Below are 19,626 nucleotides of genomic sequence, written 5' to 3'. Positions count from 1 at the left end.
GGTCCAGCCTTCCAGGGGTCGTCAAGAAGCCGCCGTCCGGATGATCCGGGCGATCTCGGGGGCGTGCGTGAAGACCAGCCCGTGGTCGGCGTCGAGCCAGGTCGTGGCGATGCGCGGCTGCCGCCGGACGAGCCGCTCGATCCCGGCCCGCCAGTTCCGGTTGAACCGCGCGGCCGGCTCGCCGCCCTCGCCCGCCATCGAGGTGGACATGATCATGCTGATCGGCCGGTCGATCATGCCGTACCGGGACAGGATCCCGGACCGGACCACGTCGATCTCGACGTTCAGGTCGAGGATCTGCCGCGCGGTGAGCAGCACCTGGCGCGGGGTGCCGCGCCGGCTCAGCTGCTGCGCCGCCAGCTGCTCCCACATCGCGCGGAACTCCGGCAGGACGTCCTCGGTGAGGAACGGCTCGGGCACCGGGTTCGCCCCGTCGATCAGCACGAGCCCGGCGACGCTCCCGGGATGCCCGGCGGCGTGGTGCACGGCCAGGTCGGCCCCCAGCGAGTACCCCACGAGCACGGGGGCCTCGTCGAGGCCGAGCCGGCCCACCCGGGCCATCACGGCGTCCAGGTCGCCGAGGAACGCCTCGAAGGAGTACCGGTCCGCGGCCGGGGTGCGGCCGTGGCCGCGCAGGTCGAAGGTCACCACGTCGTGGTCGCGCCGCAGCAGCCCGATCAGCTCGCGCAGGTCGGCCTGGGTCGAGTTCAGCCCGGGGCACAACACCAGCGGGCGTCCCCGTCCGCCGCGGGACAGCGGGATCGCGAGGCCGTCGTGGTGGGCCGTCAGCTCGCCGGACGGCGGGCGGTTCGTACTGGTGGGAGAGGTCATGCCCCCATGCTGGGACATTGACCCTGCGTCAGGGGAAGAGCGCCGGACGCGGCCCGGGGGCGCGAGTTCTCCCGGTTCGGCATGATCCTGCTAACCTGATCGCCGTTTCTGCCGGAGTGCGGGAGCCGAGCCGCTCGGCCTGCGCCGCCATGGAGTCTGGGGCCGACTGACGATGAGCGCGGAAGAGGATTTCCTGCAGGTCGGCGCCGAGCTGGCCGACCTGGGGGTGCAGGTCTCCAGGATGATGGGGAGGCCGGCGCTCAAGGATCAGGCGGGCAAGGTGTTCGCCAGCCTGCAGCGTGACGGCGCGATGGTGTTCCGGCTGGTCAGGGACACCTCTGAGCACGCGGCCGCGCTGGAGCTGGCCGGGGCGTGCCTGTTCGATCCCTCGGGAAAGGGCAGGGTGGTCAAGGACTGGGTGGTCGTGCCGCACTCCTCGGCCGAGAAGTGGACGGATCTGGCCGAGGCCGCCCTCAGCCGGCCCCGCTGACCGGCGGGCGCCCCTACGACGGGTGCGTCCGGCGCCTCGACTCCCAGGCCCAACCGGCCGTGAGCACCAGGACGGACGTGATCACGATCAACGGGATCACCCAGATCCGGTCGCCACGCTCGACGCCGGCCATGGCCAGGAACACGGCGATGCCGTCGAAGGCGAGCGCCACGGCTGCGGCCCCGGCGAGGAACCCCGCGGCTCCTCCGGCGACCGCGACGGTCGTACCGGTGACCGGCGCCAGGAACCGGGCGACCCGGGCGCACAGCAGGCCGGCCAGGCCGGCGTCGACGACGAGGACGGCGGCGAGGGCGGCGCCCCAACGGTGTCCCGTCGCCAGCGAGCTCATGTAATGCCAGGGGTCGCCGGCTTCGACGAGGCCGAGCACCTTCGTGAGACCGAGCACCGCCAGTACGGCGACGGCCGCCGTCATCACCGTGACGGCCCTGCGCTGCCACCCCCGCCGGGGGACCTCGGCGGGCGGCAGGACCTTGGTGCGGTCCCCGGCGTCGACCCGGCCCGGCTGCTGCCCGCCGAGCAGGGCCGGCGCCTCCTCGGCGGTCGGCCGGCCGTGCGGCTCCTTGTCGAGCAGCCGGGTGATGAGCGGCGCGAGCCGGCCGGCCCGACGTGGCGGCGGGGGCTCCTCCAGCAGGACGGCGGTCAGCGTCGCCGGCTGGGTGTCGCGGCGGAACGGCGAGACGCCCTCGACGGCCTGGTAGAGGGTCACGCCGAGGGAGAACAGGTCACCGGCCGGGAGCCCGTCGGCGCCGCGAAGCCGTTCGGGGGCCGTGTACTCGGGTGAGCCGACGAGCATCCCGGCGGTCGTCAGGGCGGTGTCGGCGGTGTGGACGGCGATGCCGAAGTCGGTGAGCAGCACCTTGCCGTCCGTGGCGAGCATGACGTTGGCCGGTTTGACGTCGCGGTGCACGATCCCGGCCCGGTGCGCCGCGCCGAGCGCCGCCAGCAGCCCGGCGGCCAGCTGTGCGACGCGGTCCACCGGCAACGGCCCGTGCGTGTCGAGGTGCTCCTGCAGTGACCGGCCCTCGACCAGCTCCATCACGATCCAGGGCAGCCCGTCCTGGACGACGTCGTGGACGGCGACGACGTTCTCGTGCGCCCGCAGCCGGACGGCGTTGCGCGCCTCGCGCGCGGTGCGCTCCAGCCGCCTGTCCTGCTCCGCCTGCGGCAGGCCGGGCGGCAGCCGCAGTTCCTTGATCGCCACCTCGACGTCCAGGACCTGGTCGTGGGCGCGCCAGACCTGCCCGAACCCGCCGGCGCCGAGGAGGGCGACCAGCCGGTAACGTCCGCCGACCAGGTGACCAGGCTGCGCCGATGTCATGACCATCCGCCCTCTTGCCCTGTATGACGGTGATCACAATAGCCACTGGACGGGGTGGCCGGCGGGTCACCTGACGATCAGAGTTCGCCGGGGTCGAGGCGGGCGCGCAGGGCGCTGGGCGTCTCGGCGAGATGCTTGCGGACCGTCCGGGTCAGGTGCGCGTGGTCGGCGAAGCCGTACATGGTGGCCAGCTCGGCGAGCTGGGCGCCGCCGTCGGCCAGGTGCTCCAGCACGGCCCGCACCCTCAGCTCGTTGCGGTACTCGCTGATCGTGCGCCCGGTGACGTGGCGGAAGATCCGGCCGACATGCTTGGGCGAGGCGCCGACCAGCCGCGCCAGGTCCTCGACTCCGTCGTTGAGATGACCGCAGGAGAGCGCTTCCTGCACGGCGACGGTCATGCGGCGGTGGATCACCCGCGTCGTGGGCGGCATGCCGGGGCCGGGCCGCTCGGTCCGGGGCGGGAGGGCCGCCAGCAGGCTTTGCACCCGTTCACCCACCTCCAGGCGGTCGGCGCCCTTCCTGCAGGCGGACAGCAGCTCGCGATGGCGCAGGTCGAGCAGGGCGGTGATCGCCAGCATCCAGCCCGGGGCGCCCTGGACGCCCGCGACGTGCTCGTCGTAGGCGTCGGGGGTCAACGCGATCCAGGTGTAGCGGATCTCGCCCGCCGACGGATAGGCGAAGCGTTCCTCCAGCCCCTCGCTGGTCACGTAGCCGCCGGCCGCGTCGAGGAAGGAGTCCTGCCCCGACGCGTGCCGGCGGAAGCCGCCCATCCGCATCAGCACCACGGCGTGGCCGACGTCCGGAGCCCACGGCGACCAGCCCTTGACCTGCCCTCCACTGCGCATGTCATGGACGGACACGCCCAAGCCGGGATCCTTGCCGAGCTCCTGTCGCCACATGACATCCAGACTCGCCGCCCGATCGCCCTCACCGGCGTCGAGATCATCGCGATTCGGCAACACCTGGGCCGGTCGCGCGATCGCCTGCGGAGCGCGACGCCGGCGGTGGGGCTCCGGCGGCGGACGACCGGCGTCAGCGAATCGGCTGGATCAGCTGGGTGCGCCAGGTCTCGGGGGCCGGCCAGCTCGCCGGATCGGGCTGCGTGTCGAGGTCGAACCAGTGGTAGATCTCCCACGCCCCGCCGTCGGGCTCGCGGTCGTGCTCCTTCAGCCATGCGTCCAGCAGGGCGTAGGTCTCGCCCAGACTGTCGTGCGATCCGAGGTGCCAGGTGGCGACGGCCGTGCCGCCCGGCAGTTCGGCGGCGGCGACGCGTCCCGCGCTGACCGGGCGTCCGGCCACGGGCACGCCGACCTCCACGTCCGTCTCGCCGTCGGTGAAGGTGTGGTACCTGACGAAAGGCTGTCCATCCACTCTCACGCCGGACTCCTGGGTGTACTTCCACAGTTCCGCGAACCCCTCACCCTGAGCCTCCGCCAGGCGGGCGATCGCGACCGTCGTCCTGATGCTCACCGTGGTCCGGGGACCGCGGTGGAGGATCTCGAACGTGGGCCCGTGCGGCTGTTGCGTCATCGTCGTCCTTTCCTGGCCGGCTGGTCGCGTCTCATCCTGTCCGAACCGGTCGGGGCGAGGCTTGAACATCGGTGCGCGACTGCTCTCCGTATGCTGTACGGTACGTTGTACGACTTGAGGAGGAGCAGCATGTACCAGCCGAGCGCCGAGGAACTGAAGAACATCGACGACTGGTTCGCCGCCTACGACGCGCTGGCCGAGGAGGGCGCGATCGAGCGGCTCGCCGACCTGGCGGTCTTCCCGATGAACGTGGCCACCGACGTGCCCGACGGCCACGCGAGCGTCCGCCAGTGGACGCGGGCCGAGTACGTCGAGGGCATGAAGCAGGCCATGGGCGGCGGCACCGCCGGGCTCGACCTGCGCTCGACGCGCACCCCGCGCTTCGTCAGCCGGAACCTGGTGGTCGTGGAGACCGAGGCGACGATGACGATCGAGGGCGAGGAGCACCGCATGCACTACGCCGACCTGCTGGTGCGCACCGAGGACGGGTGGGCGTTCCAGACCATGGTCCAGGGCGGCTGGGGGCACGGCTGGCCGTCCGCCAGGCGCGGCTGACCCCGCCGTCCCCGGTCAGGGTGCGGCTCCGGCGGCCTGACCGGGCGTTACCGGACGCCGCCGCGGGTCATCCGCGCGGCGGCGTCGCGGAGCACCCCGGGGGCCAGCCGGCGATGGATCGCCGACAGGGGCGGCCACACGACGCGCCCGAGGCGCCGGTCGTAGCGCAGGAGGGTGGTCAGCGACACCCGCCCGTCCGCCGCCCGTACGACGAGGTTGGCGGTCAGGAACCAGGACGCGGTCTCCAGCCGGATCCAGTCGTCGCCACGTGCCGTGATCCGCCACCCGGCCACGGTGGCGGGCGATCGGCCGGGGACGAGCCGGAGCCCCAGGAGACCCCGCCAGATGAACTGTTCCGCCGTGCTGGGCACGTCGCCGAACATCGCCCGCGCCCACCGCTCCGCCGTCGCCCCGGCATCCGCGGCGTCCGTGGCGAGGGCGTCCGTGGCGAGGGCGAAGTGGTCGGCGTAGTCGATGACGGGCAAGGAGCTCAGCGCGCGGGCGGACGGCGGGAGGTCGCCCGTCCCGACGGCGGACTCCAGGACGCCCGTGCCGCGCTCCCGCCAGGCGCGCTCCAGCCGCCGGACGAAGGCCGGCAGGACGAGGGTCCGGCGGAACGGCGTGATGGCGGCCATGTAGCACCGCCCCAGCAGGCCGTTGGGGCGCACGAGGACCGCCATGCGGAGCTCGCGCCCGCCGCCGGCGGCCGGCGCCCACGCCAGGTGCATCACCGCGTGCACGGTGCGGTTCGCCAGCTCCAGCGCGCATTCGTCGTCCAGCGCGTAGACCGGGGAGAAGGGCGCCAGGCCGGCGTCGGAGCCGCGCGGGGCCCGGCGCAGGTCGGCGGGCAGACGGTCGCACAACGACGGGACGCGCCTTCCGACGCCCGCCGACGGCCTGTCCCAGCCGAGCAGGGCGCCCAGCTTCCAGCGCGCCGCGAGCAGCAGCCGCAGCGGCAGGGGACCGCCGCTGGAGTCGCGCAGCGCGGCGAGCACGGCGGAGAAGTCCTCCCGTCCGGCACCGGGGGTGCGGATCAGCCAGACGTCCTCCAGCTCGAAACCTGCGGCGATGTCGTGGATGCGCCAGGGCCGGCCGGTGTGGGCGGCGTTCGCCAGCCTCATGATCCCTCCAGATCTATACGCTGCCGTATATACTGAGGTTAACCACGGTTATACGGTGGCGTATATATGTATTCCGAGTGAGGTGGCACACACTGTGGGCGCGGTCCGTACGACACGTGAGGGGTGGATCGAGGAGGGGTTGCGGGCGCTGGCCGCCGGCGGCCCCGACGCGGTGCGCGTGGAGGCGCTGGCCAAGCGGCTCGGCGTCACCAAGGGCGGGTTCTACGGATACTTCGCCGACCGGGAGGCGCTGCTCAATGCGATGCTGGACACCTGGGAGCGGGAGAGCACCGACGAGGTGATCGAGCGCGTCGAACGCGAGGGCGGCGACCCGAAGACCAAGATCAGGCGCGCGGGCGTGCTCACCTTCTCCGACGACCGCCTGCTGCCCATCGACCTCGCCGTCCGCGACTGGGCCAGGCGCGACGAGGCGGTCGCCGAACGCCTGCGGCGGGTGGACAACCGGCGCATGGCGCTGCTGCGCGAGATGATCGGCAGCTTCTGCTCCGACCCCGAGGAGGTCGAGGCACGCAGCCTGCTCGCCTTCTGCGTGGCGATCGGCGAACACTTCCTGGCCGCCGACCACGGTGGCCGCACCCGGGCGCAGGTGCTCGCGCGGGCGGCCGGTCTGCTGCTCGACAAGGCGGGAGACTAGCCAGGCCCCGCGGACGTGCGCTCGGCCACGACAAAGGGGCCGAATCTCTGCGCACCTTGTGACAGGCGGACCAAAATGGCCCATATGACGACCATGCCCGAGAACCGCGTCGCGGACTCACCCGAGAGCAACGCCTACGACGCGATCGCCGAAGGTTACACGGCCGAGAACGAGACCAGCCTCGTGAACGCGTACTACGAGCGGCCCGCGATGCTGGAGCTCGCCGGGGAGGTGACCGGCCGGCGCATCCTCGACGCCGGCTGCGGCTCGGGCCCCCTGTTCGCCGAGCTGCGCGATCGAGGCGCCGTCGTCACCGGCTTCGACGCGAGCGCCGGGATGCTGGAGATGGCCCGGCGGAGGCTGGGCGCCGACGCGGACCTGCGGGTCGCCGACCTGGCCGGCCCGCTGCCCTTCCCCGACGACACCTTCGACGACGTCATCGCGTCGCTGGTGCTGCACTACCTGAAGGACTGGGGGCCGGCGCTGGCCGAACTGCGCCGCGTGCTGCGGCCCGGCGGCCGGCTCCTCGTCTCGGTCGATCACCCCTTCGCCATCACCCTCACGCAGCACAAGGCCGGGGAGAGGCCCGGTTACTTCGGGATCCGCAACCGGGTCGAGGAATGGACCATGGGCGGGCAGACCGGCCGGCTCAGCTTCTGGGACCGGCCGCTGCACGCGATGACCGAGGCCTTCACCACGGCGGGCTTCCGCATCAGCGTCATCAGCGAACCGCCGTACGCGCCGGAGGCCCGCGAGCTGTTCCCCGAGGAGCTCCGCGAGATCACCGGCGCCAGGTTCCTGAGCTTCCTGTTCTTCGTCCTGGAAGCCGGCTGAAGCGGCCCGGCGTCAGGACGTCACGCGGGCGGCCGGCGGACGGTGACCACGTGGGTGGTGCGCGCCGACTCCACGGTCGAGTTGCCCACCAGGTTGACGGTGTAGGTGTGTTCACCGGCCGTGGTCGGCGTGTCGGCGAAGCTGAACGACCCGTCGGCGGCGGGGACCGGCTTCGCCACGTTCCTCGCGGTGACGGTGCCGTCCGGGCCGACGACCCGCAGCGAGACGGTCATGATCGTCCGCGGGAAGGTGATGCCGTCGGCGCCGAAGGTGCCGCTGAACGCCAGGCGCGTGCCGACGTCGCCCGTCGCCGGTCCGGTCACGGTGAGCGTCGGCTCGTACAGGCCCGCCGTGACGGTCACCGAGGAGCCGCTCCCCCGGAACCATGAGTTGCCCGGCCAGTACAGCTGGTACTTGAACGCCCCGGTGGACGGCGGCGCGTCGGTGAACCGGTAGGTCCCGTCCGCCGCCGTGGTGACCTCCGTGAACGGCCTGGAGGTGCCGTCGGGGAGCCAGCGGTACAGCTCGAGCGTCTGCACGCCGAGCGGCAGCCCGCTGCTCAGCGTGAGCCGTCCGGTGAAGGGCGACTCCTTGAGCGCGGTCACCTTGGCGGGAGCGGTCAGGGTGAGCGTGGAGGAGTGGTAGGGCGAGGGCGGCAGCCGCCAGAGGTGCATACGGCCGGTGCCGGGCTCCTTCAGGACCGCGAAGGTGACCGTGCCGTAGAACTCGACGCTGCCCGCCACCACGGCCTTCCCCTGGTGGGCGGCCGTGTAGACGACCTCCGCGGTGGTCGCGTCGTACACCACGAGCTCGGCCGCGTCGCCCGCCGGGGAGTTCCAGCCGCCCACGACGTAGGCGTCGTCCGGGCTGGCCCCGACGGTGGCGGGGATCCCCTGGTCGCCGAATCCGTTGCGGTCGTAGGCGCGGCCCCGCGTCAGGGCCGTCGTGTCCCAGGCGTCGAACCGGCGGGTGTCGTCCAGCGCCGACAGCGCCGTCGCCCCGTGCTCGGCGAGTGCGAGATCCCGCAGGGCCGGCAGCCCGTTCGCGTCCCCGGTGATCTTCCCGCGCGACGTCAGGGGCGTGGTGCCGATGTCGTACACCTCGACCGTGGCGGGGCTGACCCCGGACTCCCCGGCCACCAGCGTGTTCCCGGCGACGGCGACGAGCGGAGCGCGGGTCGTGGCCGGTCCGACCCGGACGAGCACAGGCGTCGCCGCCGACGTGACGAGGCCGAGGACGCCTCCCCCGCCCGCTCCGCCGCACCCGAACCCGATCCACAGCCGGTCGTACTCCTGCGCCAGGCTCGACGGGCACGGGTAGGCGGCGAGGTCGATGCGCCTGATGACGGCGAGCGTGGTGCTGTCGATCTCGATCACTTCGTTCGAGTCGCGCAGCGCCGCGTACACCCTCCTGCCGTCCTCCGGCGAGGCCAGGGCGACGGCGCCGGACAGGCCGGGGATCGTGCCGACGACCTTGCCGTCGGTGGAGGTGACCACGATCCGGTCGCCGGCGGCGACGAAGACCTTCCTGTTGCGCGCCACCACGTCGCCGCCCTCCCCGGCGACGCCGAGGTCGGAGACGGTCGCGGCGGTCGCGGCGGCGGGCGTCTGGGTGACGAGCAGGGCCGCTGCCACGATCTTCGCTAATCGAACACATATTCGCATAGCGGGGTGATGCCGTCCAGCGCACCGGGCCATGGAGGCCGTCCAAGCAGTCGCTTGACTTACGGGAGCGCGCGTCGGTTACTGGACATGACCGAGGAGAGCGCTGGTGCGTCAGGCCGGAAGTCGATGAGCGCCGTCGTGCCCCGACGAGCGGAAGGAACACCGTCATGTCGGCCATCCCGGATCAGGACATGTCCGGCGCGTTGCCCGAGTTCCCCGGTGTCAGGGCGGCGGCGTGCCCGTTCGACCCGCCGCCGGCCCTGCGGGCGCTCCGGCAGCACACGCCGCTGACCCGGGCACGGCTGCGCGACGGCGGCACCGTGTGGCTGGTCACCGGCTACGCCGAGCAGAAGGCGGTGCTCAGCCATCCGCAGGTCAGCTCCGACGTCACCCGGCCCGGCTACCCGCTGCCGATCACGGCGCCCGACCGGCCCGACAACACGATCAGCTTCGTCTTCATGGACGACCCCGAGCACCACCGGCTGCGCCGCATGGTGCAGGGGGCGTTCACCGTCAAACGGGTCGAGACCATGCGCCCGGCCGTGCAGCGCATCGTCGACCGCCTCATCCACGACCTGCTGGCCGGGCCGAGACCGGTGGACCTGGTGGAGGCGTTCGCGCTGCCGGTGCCGTCGCTGGTGATCTGCGAGCTGCTCGGCGTCCCGTACGCCGACCACGGCTTCTTCCAGGACAACAGCCAGATCATCGTCAGGCGGGACGTGTCGGTCGAGGACCGGACGGCCGCGGGCGGGCGTCTGAGGCAGTACCTGGACGGGCTGGTCGGCGACAAGCTCGTCCGCCCCGGCGACGACCTGCTGTCCCAGGTGGCCGCCCGGGTCACGGCGGGCGAGCTGACCAGGCAGGAGGCGGCCCAGATGGGCGTGCTGCTGCTGGTGGCCGGCCACGAGACCACCGCCAACATGATCGCCCTCGGCACCCTCGCGCTGCTCCGCCATCCCGGCCAGCTCGCCCTGCTGCGCGGGAGCGACGACCCGGCGCTGATCGCGGGCGCGGTGGAGGAGCTGCTGCGCTACCTGAACATCACCCACGGCGGACGCCGCCGGGTGGCCAAGGAGGACATCGAGGTCGGCGGCCAGATCATCCGCGCGGGCGAGGGCATCATCGTGGCCAACGACATCGGCAACCGCGACCCCGAGATCTTCCCCGCCCCGGACGAGCTGGACGTGCGCCGCGACGCCCGCCGGCACGTGGCCTTCGGCTTCGGCGTCCACCAGTGCCTGGGCCAGCCCCTGGCACGGCTGGAGCTGCAGGTCGCCTACGGCACGCTCTACAGGCGCGTCCCCACCCTCGCCCTGGCCACCGAATTCGAGAAGATCCCCTTCAAGCACGACGGCCAGGTGTACGGGGTGTACGAGCTCCCCGTGACCTGGTGAGGCCGGCGGTCATCCGGTGGCCTGGCAGGTGGTGCCGGGCGGCGGGAGCCGCAGGCTCGTCAGGTAGCGGTTGACGTGGGCGGTGACGCAGCCGGTCCTGCCGTAGAGGTAGAGCATGTGGCCGTGCCCCTCGTACCGGACGCTGGACGAGCCCGGCACGGGGCGGATGACCTCCGCCACCTCGTCGTGGTCCGTCCAGCTGCCGACCCCCAGGAACGGCGTCAGGCCGCGGACGGGCAGCGGCGCCGGCGGATTGGTGACCGGCGCCGGCCAGCCGGCGCAGGCCAGCGGCCACCACGCCCGCTGCCCGGCGAAGTCCGGCGACAGCTCCTGCGCCCTGCGGAGCGCCTCGTGATAGGCGGCGTAGCTGCCGTATCCCGCGCCGTCCAGGCACTGGGTCATGTTCTGCCCGGCGAGCGAGGGAACCTTCGGGCTGCCCGACGCCTGCCGCACGTAGTCGGCGAACCCCGAGGCGTCGCCGTCGGCGGCCTTGTCGATCGCGGCGGCGAGCTGCACCCAGCGCGGCACGTCGGGTTCCTGGCCCGGTGAGGTGAAGCTGGGGGCGGCGGCGACCTTCAGGTCGAACCCGGTGTAGGCGGCCCCGGACGGATCGTTCCGCACCGGCACCGGTGAGCGGTCCGCGCCGGTCACCAGGCCGCGCCACACCTCGCCCGCGTCCCGGCCGTGCAGGGCGCAGGCCGTGGCCGTGCGGCACCAGGCGGCGAAGCGCCGCAGCTGCCGCTCGGCCCGCGCGTACATGCGGGGCTCGCCGGCCGTGGTGTCCTCGGCGTGGCCGGCGGCGCCGTCCATGACCATGGCGCGGACGCGGGAGGGGAACAGGCGGGCGTAGGCCGCCGCGGGGCGTCCGCCGTAGGAGTTGGCGAGGAAGCTCAGCCGGTCCTCGCCCAGGGCGACGCGGACCGCCTCGATGTCCCGGGCGACGGAGGCCGAGTCCATGTGGTCGAAGAGCTCCGGGTCGGCGGCGCGGCACCGCTGCGCGTGTTCCCGGTTCGTCCGGGCGAGGGCGGCGTACTCGGCGCGGTCGCGCGGCAGGGTGATCCACGGGCCGGTGGCCAGGCACTCGTACGGCAGTGCGCCGCCGGGCTTGACCGTGTTGCGCGGGGCGAAGCTGACCACGTCGAAGCGGTCACGCAACGCCGCGAGCTTCCCCTGGAACTGCTTCAGGTCGTCGATGCCCGACGCGCCGGGGCCGCCGGGGACGGAGAAGACCGTGCCGATCCGGCGTCGGCCGCCGGAGGCGGGCAGGAGGCCGAGCGGGACGACGATCTTCCGTCCGCCCGGCCTGCTCCAGTCGACGGGCACCTGGACGGAGGCGCACCGCATGTCCCGGGGTGCGTCCTTGTCCGCGCACGGCCGCCAGACCGGCGCGGACGGTCCGGCGTGCGTCGAGTCGCCGGCGGCGGGCACCGCCACCAGGCCCGTCAGGAGCGTCGCGGCGGCGCCCACGGCCAGGACCCTGCCCTTGCCCCCCTTCGACGCGGTGACCGCCGCGCCCGCCGTCAGCGCGGCGGCGAGGTAGGCGAGGAGCAGCGCGGCCGCCGCCGCCGGGGGCAGCAGGCCGCCGCCCACCCCGGCGATCTGGGCGGGCAGGTTCTCGATCATGTACGACCCGGCCCGCGCCCGCAGCGGCGACGGCAGGGCCTGGGCGACGACCGGGAGCACCAGGAAGATCATGACAAGTGCGACCAGGCTTCCGGGGGTGGACCGCAGCGCCGCGCCCACCCCCAGCCCGATCAGCGCCGCGGCCGCCATGGACAGCCCGGCGGCCACCACCGAGGTGAGCACCCCGGGATCGGAGAGCGGTGTGCCCAGGGTCTGCCCGTCGAGCAGCACCTGACCGGCGCGCTCGCCGAGCACGGCCTGGGCGGCCAGGTGCATGGCGAACGCCAGCAGCTGACCGGCGACCAGGGTGACGGCGGCCAGTCCGGGGACCTTGGCGAACAGGAACAGCTGCCGCCGCGGCACCGCCACCAGGCTCGTCCTGATCATCCCGGTGGCGTACTCGGAGGTGATGGTGAGGGCGCCCAGCGCGCCGAACACGAAGTAGGCGACCGGCAGTCCGGTGCCCAGGCCGTTGCCGTTGCCGGTGAAGCGCAGCCGCTCCTCGGCCGTCTGGTGGTCGAACCCCCGTGCCATCAGGTACGCCACCCCGGCGCAGGCCAGCACGGCGAGCAGGGAGACGGCCAGCAGGTAGGCGTTCGAGCGCAGGGAGCGCAGCTTGAGCCACTCGGCGGCGACGGCGTCCGTCGTCCGGGCCGTCATCGGGCCGCCTCCGCGGTGACGGGGCGGGCGCCGTACTCGACGCTGTCCTCGGTGAGCTCCAGGAACGCCTCCTCCAGCGACGCGCTGCGCGGGGTCAGCTCCCGCAGCGCGATCCCGGCCCGCAGCGCCAGGTCGCCGATCCCGGCAACGTCCAGCCCCCGTACGGACAGGCCGCCGGTCCCGGGCGGGTCGTCCGCGGGCGGGTCCGCGGGCTGGGCGGTGACGGTCGCGCCGTGCGCGCGCAGGATCTCCGCCAGCCGTTCCGGCTGTGTCGCGCGCACCAGGACGTCGCGCTGGAAACGGGCGGCGAGGGCGTCCGTGGTCGTGTCGGCGATCAGCCGGCCGCGTCCGACGACGACGACGTGGTCCGCGGTGAGCGCCAGCTCGTTCATCAGGTGGCTGGACAGCAGGACGGCGCGGTCCTGGGCGGCGAGCGAGCGCAGCAGGTCGCGGATCCAGCGGATGCCCTCGGGGTCCAGCCCGTTCAGCGGCTCGTCGAACATCAGCGCCTTGGGGTCGCCCAGCAGCGCCGCCGCGATGCCCAGCCGCTGCTTCATGCCGAGGGAGAACCCGCCGATCCGCCGGTCCGCGACGTCCTCCAGCCCGACCTGGCCGAGGACCGCGGCCACCCGCCGCGGGCCGATGCCGTTGCTGCGTGCCAGGCAGCCGAGATGGGCGCGGGCCGTGCGGCCGCCGTGCACCGCTCCGGCGTCGAGCAGCGCCCCCAGCGTGCGCATGGGCCGGCGCAGCGACGCGTAGGGGCGCCCGTCCACCAGCGCCGCGCCGGCGGCGGGCACCTCCAGCCCGAGCACCGCCCGCATGGTCGTGGACTTCCCGGCGCCGTTCGGGCCCAGGAATCCGGTCACCAGGCCCGGTCTCACGGTGAAGCTCAGGTCGTCCACGGCGAGTGTGCGGCCGTAGCGCATGGTCAGTCCTCTTACCTCGATCACGTCTCCCCCTCGTCGGCTGGTCTCGTCGAGCCTCGCGGGCCGCGGCCTCGGCCTCCATGGGGGCGCGCCCACCGGCGGGGTGGGAGAACGCCACCCCGGGTGGTGGGGCCGGCCCCACCGCCTTCTCCTCGCCGACCGGGCAGACTGCATCTGTGATGGGGAGACGACCCCGGCCCGGCGGGCCGGCGTGGCGGGCGGTGACCGGCCTGGCGGCGTACGCGCTGAACGCGGTGACCGGCCTGGCGCTGAACGCCGTCACCGGCGTGGCCGCGCTGGCGCTGCTCGTCCTGGTGCCGGTCTGTGCCGTCCTGGTGCCGGTGGCCGGTCTCGGGCGGGCGCCGCTCGGCCGGCTGCTCGGGGCCGCCCGCCGCCTGGCCGGGTTCCAGCGCCGCTGGGCGGGCCGGACGCTCGGCCTGGACGGCGACGCGAACGGCGACAGGAACAGCACCGTGGACGGCTCCGGCGATCCGGGCAGGTGGCGGGAGCTGGCCTGGCTGGCCGTGCACGGCGTCACCGGGCCCGCCCCCGTGGTGGCGGTGTGGGCGATGTTGTCCGCCCTGGACTACGTCTTCCTCCGGCTGCGGCCGGCCGAGACGAGCCTGCTCAACACGTTCGCCCTGAGCATGTCCACCGTGGCCATCGCCGTGGTGGTCCTCATGGCCGTCCCGCTGTTCCGTACCGGCCAGGCGCGGCTGGCGCGGCGGCTGCTGGACGCCCGGCCCACGCCGGACACGCGGATCCGGGAGCTGACCGCGTCCCGGGCCGCGCTGGTCGACGCGCGCGCGGCCGAGCTGCGCCGCATCGAACGCGACCTGCACGACGGCGCGCAGGCCAAGCTGATCGCCATCCGCATGCAGCTGGGGCTGGCCCGCGGCTCCGGCGACCCGGACGAGACCCTGCGGATGATCGACGAGGCGCGGGAGATCGCCGGCCAGGCGCTGAGCGACCTGCGCGACCTGGTGCGCGGCATCCATCCCCCCGTGCTGACCGATCGCGGCCTGTCCGGCGCCATCGAGGCGTCCGCGCTGCTCTGCCCGATGCCGGTCGAGATCGACATCGACCTGCCCGGCCGCCCGCAGCCGCCGGTGGAGTCCGCCGTGTACTTCGCCGCGGCCGAGGCGCTGACCAACGTGGCCAAGCACAGCGGCGCCTCCCGTGCCTGGGTGCGGCTGCGGCACACGGCCGGCGTGCTCCGGCTGACCGTGGGCGACGACGGCCGGGGCCCGGTCCGGCGCGACCGGGGCACCGGCGTGCGCGGCATCGAGGAGCGGCTGTCGGCCTTCGACGGCTCGCTCACCGTCAGCAGCCTTCCCGGCGGCCCGACCGAACTGACCATGGAGGTCCCGTGCGCGTTGTCATAGCCGAAGATCTCGCGCTGTTGCGGGACGGGCTGGTCCGCCTGCTGTCGGCGCACGGCTGCACCGTCGTGGAGGCGGTGGACAACGGGCCCATGCTGCTGGCGGCGCTGGTCCGGCACCGTCCTGACGTGTCCGTGATCGACGTGCGGCTGCCGCCCGGCTTCACCGACGAGGGCCTGCGCGCCGCGCTGGAGGCACGCGCCCGGGTGCCGGGGCTGCCCGTGCTGATCCTGTCGCAGTACGTGGAGCAGCTGTACGCCAGGGAGTTGTTGTCCGACCGCTCCGGCGGGGTCGGTTACCTGCTGAAGGACCGGGTGGGCGACGTCGACCGGTTCGTCGACGCGGTGCGCCAGGTCGCCGCGGGCGGCACCGCGATGGACCCGGAGGTCGTCGCCCAGTTGCTGACCCGCCGCGACCGGGACGAACCGCTGGCCGCGCTGACGCCCCGCGAGCGGGAGGTGCTGACGCTCATGGCGGAGGGCCTGTCCAACCTGGCCATCGCCGCGCACTTCCAGGTCACCGACAAGGCGGTCGGCAAGCACACGAACAACATCTTCGCCAAGCTCGGCCTTCCTCCGTCCGACGACCACAACCGGCGCGTCATGGCGGTGCTGACCTACCTGCAGGCCGTGCCCGTCCCGCCGGGATCAACGCCGCGGACCGCCCGTGAGAGGATTTCCCCGCAAGACGGGTGAATCCGGGACGGAAAGGCAGTAATGTTCGCGATCTCCCTGGGCGATGACGGCGCGGAGCTGCGTCCGCTGGAGCCCTGGCGGGCCGAGGAGTTCCTGAGCCACATGGACCGCGGACGCGAGTTCATCGGCCGGTTCATCTCCCTGCCCGACCTCGTCACCGACGTGGGGTCCGCCAGGTCGGTGCTGCAGGCGTACGCGGACAAGGCCGCGGCCGACACCGGTCGCATCTACGGCATCTGGGCCGGCGGCAGGCTGGTCGGCGGCGTGCTGTTCCGGACGATGGACGTCCGGCACGGCACCGCCGAGGCGGGCTGCTGGCTGGAGCCGTCGGCGGCGGGCAGGGGCCTGGTGACCAGGGCCGTCCGCGTGATCATCGACTGGGCCGTCGAGGAACGCGGCATCCACCGCGTGGAGTGGCAGGCCGCGGCGGGCAACACCGCCAGCATCGCCGTGGCCCGGCGGCTCGGGATGAGCAAGGACGGCGTCCTGCGCGAGAGCTACCCCCTCCGGGGCGTACGGCACGACGTCGAGGTCTGGTCCGTGCTCGCCCCGGAATGGCGGGCCGGCCGCCGGAAGGACTGAACCGCGTCCGGATCCGCGGCTACCCGGCTTCGTCCAGTTGCCTGGTGGTCTGGTCGATCCGGCGGATGCGGCCGTCCGGGGCCAGGCGCCCGAACATGAAGATCTCCGCCGCGAAGGTCCTGCCCTTGCGCAGCTTGGTGCGCAGGGTCCAGCGGGCGGCGATCCGGTCGCCCGAGACCAGCGTCTCGTGGATCTCGACACCGGCCCGGTCGCCGGCGGCCATCGCCTCTGTGTCGACGTTCCGCCGGACGGGGCGGACATGGTCGATCATGCGCTGCCGGTCGATCACCAGCCCGTCGTTGCAGTACTCGAAGTCCGGCACGAAGTAGCGGTCGATGATCGTGGCGGGCTCCTCGGCGGAGACGGCCATGTCCCGGGTGTAGGTGGTCAGGAAGTCGGCGAGGTCGCGCTCGCAGGTGATGCCCATGAAGCGTCCTTGTGGGAGTGGGGGTGGCTGCCGTCCCGATCCTCGCCGCCGGCGCCCGCCGCCGTCGTCGTACGGCCGGAGACGGTCGGCGCTACTCCCGCCGTCGTACGTCCCCGCGCGGCTACGGCGCCGGGACCACACGACCGCCCGTCAGGGCCGGGCCGTCACGTCGTTCACGGGGCTGCGGGGCGCCTGCCCGGTCAGCACCCGTACGGCCTCCTCCGCGGCGAACCGCCGCACCGTCTCGACCGCCTGCTCGGAGTAGTAGGCGGCGTGCGGGGTGACGATCACGCCGGGCAGCGTGAACAGCGGGTTGTCCGGACGCCAGTCGCGCTGCTTGGCCGGCTCCTCCTCCAGGTCGTCCAGGGCCGCGCCGGCGATCCACCCCTCGGCGATCGCCTGGTAGAGCGCCTCGTCCTGCACGATCGGGCCGCGCGCGGTGTTGACGAGGACCGCGTCCGGCTTCATCCTGCGCAGCGTCGCGCGGTCGAAGGCGTGGTGCGTCCCCGAGGTGAGCGGCGCCTGGATCACCAGGTAGTCGGCGCCCGCCACCAGCTCGTCGAACGACACCGGCCGCACGTGGTGCGACAGGAGCTCGGCGTCGTCCATGAAGGGGTCGTGCGCCCAGACCTCGACGCCGAAGGGCCGCGCGCGGGCGGCGATGAGCTGGGCGATGGCGCCGAAGGACAGCAGCCCGAACACCCGGCCCCGCAGTCGCCGGATCGGTTCGCCGGTCTGCCAGCGCCACACGCCGCGCCGGGTGGCGCGGTCGTACTCGCAGATCTTGCGGGCGGCGGCCAGCCAGAGCGCGACGGCGTGGTCGGCGACCTCCTCGGCGCACCACTCGTTCGGCGCGTTGGTGACCTGGATGCCGCGCCTGGTCGCGGCCTCGACGTCGACGATGTCCACGCCCGTGCCGTAGCGGGCGATCACCCGGCAGCGGGTGAGGGCGTCGACGGCTCGGGAGCCGATCCGGGCGTACTGGGTCAGGACGCCGTCGGCGTCCCGGCCCTTCTCGATCACCTCGTCCTCGCTCTTGCACTGCTCGGCGCGGAGCTCGAACCCGGCGCTCTCGACGATCGCGCGTTCGATGTCCACGTCGCCGAAGTCGGAGTCGGCGATCATGATGGTGCCTCTGGCGTCAGTGCGAGTCACGGGGAATCCCCTTGGTGTGTACGAGGTCCTGGTACGACAGGGCCAGCTCCAGGCAGCCCCCGCCGTCGAGCTGCCCGACCGTGGCGCGGTAGATCTCCTGCCACGGCGTCTGGTTCTCCAGCGCCGGCGGCGTGTGGCGGGCCCACCGGTCGGCGATCTCCTCCTCCGTGAGCAGCACGTCGACGCGCGCGTTGTCCACGTCGACGCGCACGAGGTCGCCGGTGCGCAGGATGGCGAGGTTGCCCCCGGCGGCGGCCTCGGGGCTGGCGTTGAGGATGGACGGCGCGTCGGAGGTGCCGCTCTGGCGGCCGTCGCCGAGCGTGGGCACCGTGGTGACGCCCAGCCGCAGCAGCGCGGACGGCACCTCCATGTTCACCACCTCGGCCGACCCCGGGTAGCCGATCGGCCCGGTGTAGCGGATGACGAGGATGCAGCTCTCGTCCACGCCGAGCTCCGGATCCTGGATGCGGGCGTGGTAGTCCTCGGGCCCCTCGAAGACGATCGCGCGGTAGTCGCGGGCCGTGCGGAACTCCTCGCCGAGTACCGAGGTCTTCATGACCGCGGAGTCGAACAGGTTGCCCGTCATGATGAGCAGCCCGCCACGCGCGGCGAGCGGGTCGTCGTAGGGGCGGATGACCTCCGGGTCGGCGGGCGGGGCGTCGGCCAGGTTCTCGGCCACGGTACGGCCGGAGACGGTCATGGCCTCGCCGTGCAGCCGCCCGGCCGCCAGCAGCGACCGCATGACGGCGGGCACGCCGCCCGCGCGGTAGAAGTCCTCCCCCAGGAACTCGCCGGCGGGGGCGACGTCGGCCAGCACCGGGACGTCGGCTCCGACGCGCTGCCAGTCGTGGATCGTCAGCGGCACCCCGGCGTGCCGGGCGATGGCGTTGACGTGGATGGGCACGTTGGTGGAGGCGGCGATGGCCGAGGCGACGACGATCGCGTTCTCGAAGGCCCGCATGGTCATGATCTTGCGCGGGGTGAGGTCCTCGTGTACCAGCTGCACCGCCCGCAGGCCCGTGTCGTAGGCCATCTGCGCCCGGCGGCGGTAGGGCGCCGGGATCGCCGCGCAGCACGGCAGCGACATGCCGAGCGCCTCGGCCAGGCTGTTCATCGACAGGGCGGTGCCCATGGTGTTGCAGTGGCCGATGCTGGGCGCGGAGGCGGCCACGCGCGCCATGAACTCGTCGTAGTCGATCTCGCCGGTGGCCAGCAGCCGCTTCGACTGCCAGATCACCAGCCCCGACCCCGACGCGGCCATGCGCCTGCCCTGGTGGTAGCCGTTGAGCATCGGCCCGCCGGACAGGACGATCGCCGGGAGGTTCACCGTCGCCGCCGCGGCCAGGCACGCGGGCGTGGTCTTGTCGCAGCCCGTCGTCAGGACGACACCGTCGAGCGGATATCCGTAGAGCACCTCGACCAGCCCGAGGTAGGCGAGGTTGCGGTCGAGGGCGGCGGTCGGGCGTTTGCCGGTCTCCTGCAGCGGATGGACGGGGAACTCCAGCGGGATGCCGCCGCCGTCGCGGATGCCGTCCCTGACCCGGTCGGCCAGGGCGAGGTGGTGGCGGTTGCAGGGCACGAGGTCGCTGCCCGTCTGGGCGATGCCGATGATCGGCCGGCCGGACTGGAGCTCCTTCGGGGTCAGCCCGAAGTTGAGGAAACGTTCGAGGTAGAGAGCCGTCATCTCCGGATTGCCGGCGTTGTCCCACCAGGCCTGGCTGCGCAGGCCGCCGCTCTCGGGATGCCCGGTCGGACGCATCAGC

Annotated in this window: 19 protein-coding genes; 8 read left to right on the top strand and 11 right to left on the bottom strand. The window is 73.3% G+C overall.

What is annotated here, in order from left to right:
* Window positions 1–21: 21 nt before the first annotated feature.
* On the bottom strand, window positions 22–831 hold the full coding sequence (locus ABZ459_RS31050; protein ID WP_357977784.1) for an alpha/beta fold hydrolase: 810 nt from the start codon (window positions 829–831) through the stop codon (window positions 22–24).
* A 172-nt stretch (window positions 832–1,003) separates the two neighbouring features.
* Between ABZ459_RS31050 and ABZ459_RS31045 the strand changes: the two genes are divergently transcribed.
* The gene (locus ABZ459_RS31045; RefSeq protein ID WP_357977782.1) at window positions 1,004–1,321 is read left to right on the top strand and encodes a hypothetical protein; all 318 of its coding nucleotides are present in this window, start codon (window positions 1,004–1,006) and stop codon (window positions 1,319–1,321) included.
* A 13-nt stretch (window positions 1,322–1,334) separates the two neighbouring features.
* Here ABZ459_RS31045 and ABZ459_RS31040 read toward each other — a convergent pair whose 3' ends face one another.
* From ABZ459_RS31040 to ABZ459_RS31030, 3 genes are all read right to left on the bottom strand, one after another.
* Window positions 1,335–2,660, bottom strand: coding sequence for a serine/threonine-protein kinase (locus ABZ459_RS31040; RefSeq protein ID WP_357977779.1), 1,326 nt, complete (start codon window positions 2,658–2,660; stop codon window positions 1,335–1,337).
* Between the two features lie 77 nt (window positions 2,661–2,737).
* Window positions 2,738–3,559: a helix-turn-helix transcriptional regulator gene (locus tag ABZ459_RS31035; protein WP_357977777.1), complete on the bottom strand. Its 822-nt coding sequence runs from the start codon at window positions 3,557–3,559 to the stop codon at window positions 2,738–2,740.
* Window positions 3,560–3,692: 133 nt separating this feature from the next.
* Window positions 3,693–4,190 carry a GyrI-like domain-containing protein gene (locus ABZ459_RS31030; protein ID WP_357977774.1) on the bottom strand — a complete coding sequence of 166 codons (498 nt, stop codon included), beginning with the start codon at window positions 4,188–4,190 and terminating at the stop codon, window positions 3,693–3,695.
* 129 nt (window positions 4,191–4,319) lie between these two features.
* Here ABZ459_RS31030 and ABZ459_RS31025 point away from each other — a divergent pair, with 129 nt between their 5' ends.
* Window positions 4,320–4,745 carry a nuclear transport factor 2 family protein gene (locus ABZ459_RS31025; RefSeq protein ID WP_357977770.1) on the top strand — a complete coding sequence of 142 codons (426 nt, stop codon included), beginning with the start codon at window positions 4,320–4,322 and terminating at the stop codon, window positions 4,743–4,745.
* A gap of 47 nt (window positions 4,746–4,792) precedes the next feature.
* On the opposite strand, the gene ABZ459_RS31020 is transcribed toward ABZ459_RS31025, so the two are convergent.
* Window positions 4,793–5,866, bottom strand: coding sequence for a DUF2867 domain-containing protein (locus ABZ459_RS31020; RefSeq protein WP_357977767.1), 1,074 nt, complete (start codon window positions 5,864–5,866; stop codon window positions 4,793–4,795).
* Between the two features lie 82 nt (window positions 5,867–5,948).
* Between ABZ459_RS31020 and ABZ459_RS31015 the strand changes: the two genes are divergently transcribed.
* Both ABZ459_RS31015 and ABZ459_RS31010 read left to right on the top strand, forming a co-directional pair.
* The gene (locus tag ABZ459_RS31015) at window positions 5,949–6,521 is read left to right on the top strand and encodes a TetR/AcrR family transcriptional regulator (RefSeq protein ID WP_357977764.1); all 573 of its coding nucleotides are present in this window, start codon (window positions 5,949–5,951) and stop codon (window positions 6,519–6,521) included.
* Between the two features lie 75 nt (window positions 6,522–6,596).
* On the top strand, window positions 6,597–7,355 hold the full coding sequence (locus ABZ459_RS31010) for a class I SAM-dependent methyltransferase (protein WP_357977761.1): 759 nt from the start codon (window positions 6,597–6,599) through the stop codon (window positions 7,353–7,355).
* Window positions 7,356–7,375: 20 nt separating this feature from the next.
* Here ABZ459_RS31010 and ABZ459_RS31005 read toward each other — a convergent pair whose 3' ends face one another.
* Window positions 7,376–8,989, bottom strand: a complete 1,614-nt coding sequence (locus ABZ459_RS31005) for a hypothetical protein (RefSeq protein ID WP_357977759.1) — start codon at window positions 8,987–8,989, stop codon at window positions 7,376–7,378.
* Window positions 8,990–9,186: 197 nt separating this feature from the next.
* On the opposite strand from ABZ459_RS31005, the gene ABZ459_RS31000 reads away from it, so the two are divergent.
* Complete coding sequence (locus tag ABZ459_RS31000; protein ID WP_357977757.1) at window positions 9,187–10,413, top strand: cytochrome P450; 1,227 nt, start codon at window positions 9,187–9,189, stop codon at window positions 10,411–10,413.
* Window positions 10,414–10,422: 9 nt separating this feature from the next.
* On the opposite strand, the gene ABZ459_RS30995 is transcribed toward ABZ459_RS31000, so the two are convergent.
* Together ABZ459_RS30995 and ABZ459_RS30990 are read right to left on the bottom strand one after the other, a co-directional pair.
* A complete protein-coding gene (locus tag ABZ459_RS30995) occupies window positions 10,423–12,696 on the bottom strand; it encodes an alpha/beta fold hydrolase (RefSeq protein WP_357977754.1) in 2,274 nt (757 codons plus the stop codon).
* A complete protein-coding gene (locus tag ABZ459_RS30990; RefSeq protein ID WP_357977751.1) occupies window positions 12,693–13,646 on the bottom strand; it encodes an ATP-binding cassette domain-containing protein in 954 nt (317 codons plus the stop codon). Before ABZ459_RS30990 ends, ABZ459_RS30995 begins: the two co-directional genes overlap by 4 nt.
* Window positions 13,647–13,801: 155 nt before the next feature.
* On the opposite strand from ABZ459_RS30990, the gene ABZ459_RS30985 reads away from it, so the two are divergent.
* From ABZ459_RS30985 to ABZ459_RS30975, 3 genes are read left to right on the top strand one after another with little or no spacing between them, the layout of a single operon-like run.
* On the top strand, window positions 13,802–15,007 hold the full coding sequence (locus ABZ459_RS30985; RefSeq protein ID WP_357977748.1) for a histidine kinase: 1,206 nt from the start codon (window positions 13,802–13,804) through the stop codon (window positions 15,005–15,007).
* Window positions 14,992–15,699, top strand: a complete 708-nt coding sequence (locus tag ABZ459_RS30980) for a response regulator transcription factor (RefSeq protein WP_357977745.1) — start codon at window positions 14,992–14,994, stop codon at window positions 15,697–15,699. Before ABZ459_RS30985 ends, ABZ459_RS30980 begins: the two co-directional genes overlap by 16 nt.
* Window positions 15,700–15,720: 21 nt before the next feature.
* Window positions 15,721–16,281 carry a GNAT family protein gene (locus tag ABZ459_RS30975; protein ID WP_357977742.1) on the top strand — a complete coding sequence of 187 codons (561 nt, stop codon included), beginning with the start codon at window positions 15,721–15,723 and terminating at the stop codon, window positions 16,279–16,281.
* Window positions 16,282–16,300: 19 nt separating this feature from the next.
* Here ABZ459_RS30975 and ABZ459_RS30970 read toward each other — a convergent pair whose 3' ends face one another.
* From ABZ459_RS30970 to ABZ459_RS30960, 3 genes are all read right to left on the bottom strand, one after another.
* Window positions 16,301–16,708: a nuclear transport factor 2 family protein gene (locus ABZ459_RS30970; protein WP_357977739.1), complete on the bottom strand. Its 408-nt coding sequence runs from the start codon at window positions 16,706–16,708 to the stop codon at window positions 16,301–16,303.
* A gap of 150 nt (window positions 16,709–16,858) precedes the next feature.
* Entirely contained in the window at window positions 16,859–17,863 is a 1,005-nt protein-coding gene (locus tag ABZ459_RS30965; protein ID WP_357977736.1) for a C-terminal binding protein, read from the bottom strand.
* Window positions 17,850–19,622, bottom strand: coding sequence for an IlvD/Edd family dehydratase (locus ABZ459_RS30960; protein WP_357977733.1), 1,773 nt, complete (start codon window positions 19,620–19,622; stop codon window positions 17,850–17,852). The genes ABZ459_RS30965 and ABZ459_RS30960 overlap by 14 nt, the downstream gene beginning before the upstream one ends.
* Window positions 19,623–19,626: the final 4 nt, after the last annotated feature.

Origin of the sequence: Nonomuraea sp. NPDC005692 (assembly GCF_040631115.1) — a bacterium.
In the GTDB taxonomy this organism is placed as follows: Bacteria; Actinomycetota; Actinomycetes; order Streptosporangiales; family Streptosporangiaceae; genus Nonomuraea.
Note: the sequence above shows the minus strand (reverse complement) of the source record. Positions and strands in the feature narration are given on the sequence as shown.

Coding starts and splice junctions, on each gene's coding strand:
- ABZ459_RS31040 (WP_357977779.1), bottom strand. CDS start 2,660: ATGACATCGGCGCAGCCTGGTCACCTGGTCGGCGGACGTTACCGGCTG.
- ABZ459_RS31020 (WP_357977767.1), bottom strand. CDS start 5,866: ATGAGGCTGGCGAACGCCGCCCACACCGGCCGGCCCTGGCGCATCCAC.
- ABZ459_RS31000 (WP_357977757.1), top strand. CDS start 9,187: ATGTCGGCCATCCCGGATCAGGACATGTCCGGCGCGTTGCCCGAGTTC.
- ABZ459_RS31010 (WP_357977761.1), top strand. CDS start 6,597: ATGGCCCATATGACGACCATGCCCGAGAACCGCGTCGCGGACTCACCC.
- ABZ459_RS31025 (WP_357977770.1), top strand. CDS start 4,320: ATGTACCAGCCGAGCGCCGAGGAACTGAAGAACATCGACGACTGGTTC.
- ABZ459_RS30995 (WP_357977754.1), bottom strand. CDS start 12,696: ATGACGGCCCGGACGACGGACGCCGTCGCCGCCGAGTGGCTCAAGCTG.
- ABZ459_RS30970 (WP_357977739.1), bottom strand. CDS start 16,708: ATGGGCATCACCTGCGAGCGCGACCTCGCCGACTTCCTGACCACCTAC.
- ABZ459_RS30975 (WP_357977742.1), top strand. CDS start 15,721: ATGTTCGCGATCTCCCTGGGCGATGACGGCGCGGAGCTGCGTCCGCTG.
- ABZ459_RS31030 (WP_357977774.1), bottom strand. CDS start 4,190: ATGACGCAACAGCCGCACGGGCCCACGTTCGAGATCCTCCACCGCGGT.
- ABZ459_RS30985 (WP_357977748.1), top strand. CDS start 13,802: ATGGGGAGACGACCCCGGCCCGGCGGGCCGGCGTGGCGGGCGGTGACC.
- ABZ459_RS31035 (WP_357977777.1), bottom strand. CDS start 3,559: ATGTGGCGACAGGAGCTCGGCAAGGATCCCGGCTTGGGCGTGTCCGTC.
- ABZ459_RS31050 (WP_357977784.1), bottom strand. CDS start 831: ATGACCTCTCCCACCAGTACGAACCGCCCGCCGTCCGGCGAGCTGACG.
- ABZ459_RS31045 (WP_357977782.1), top strand. CDS start 1,004: ATGAGCGCGGAAGAGGATTTCCTGCAGGTCGGCGCCGAGCTGGCCGAC.
- ABZ459_RS30960 (WP_357977733.1), bottom strand. CDS start 19,622: ATGCGTCCGACCGGGCATCCCGAGAGCGGCGGCCTGCGCAGCCAGGCC.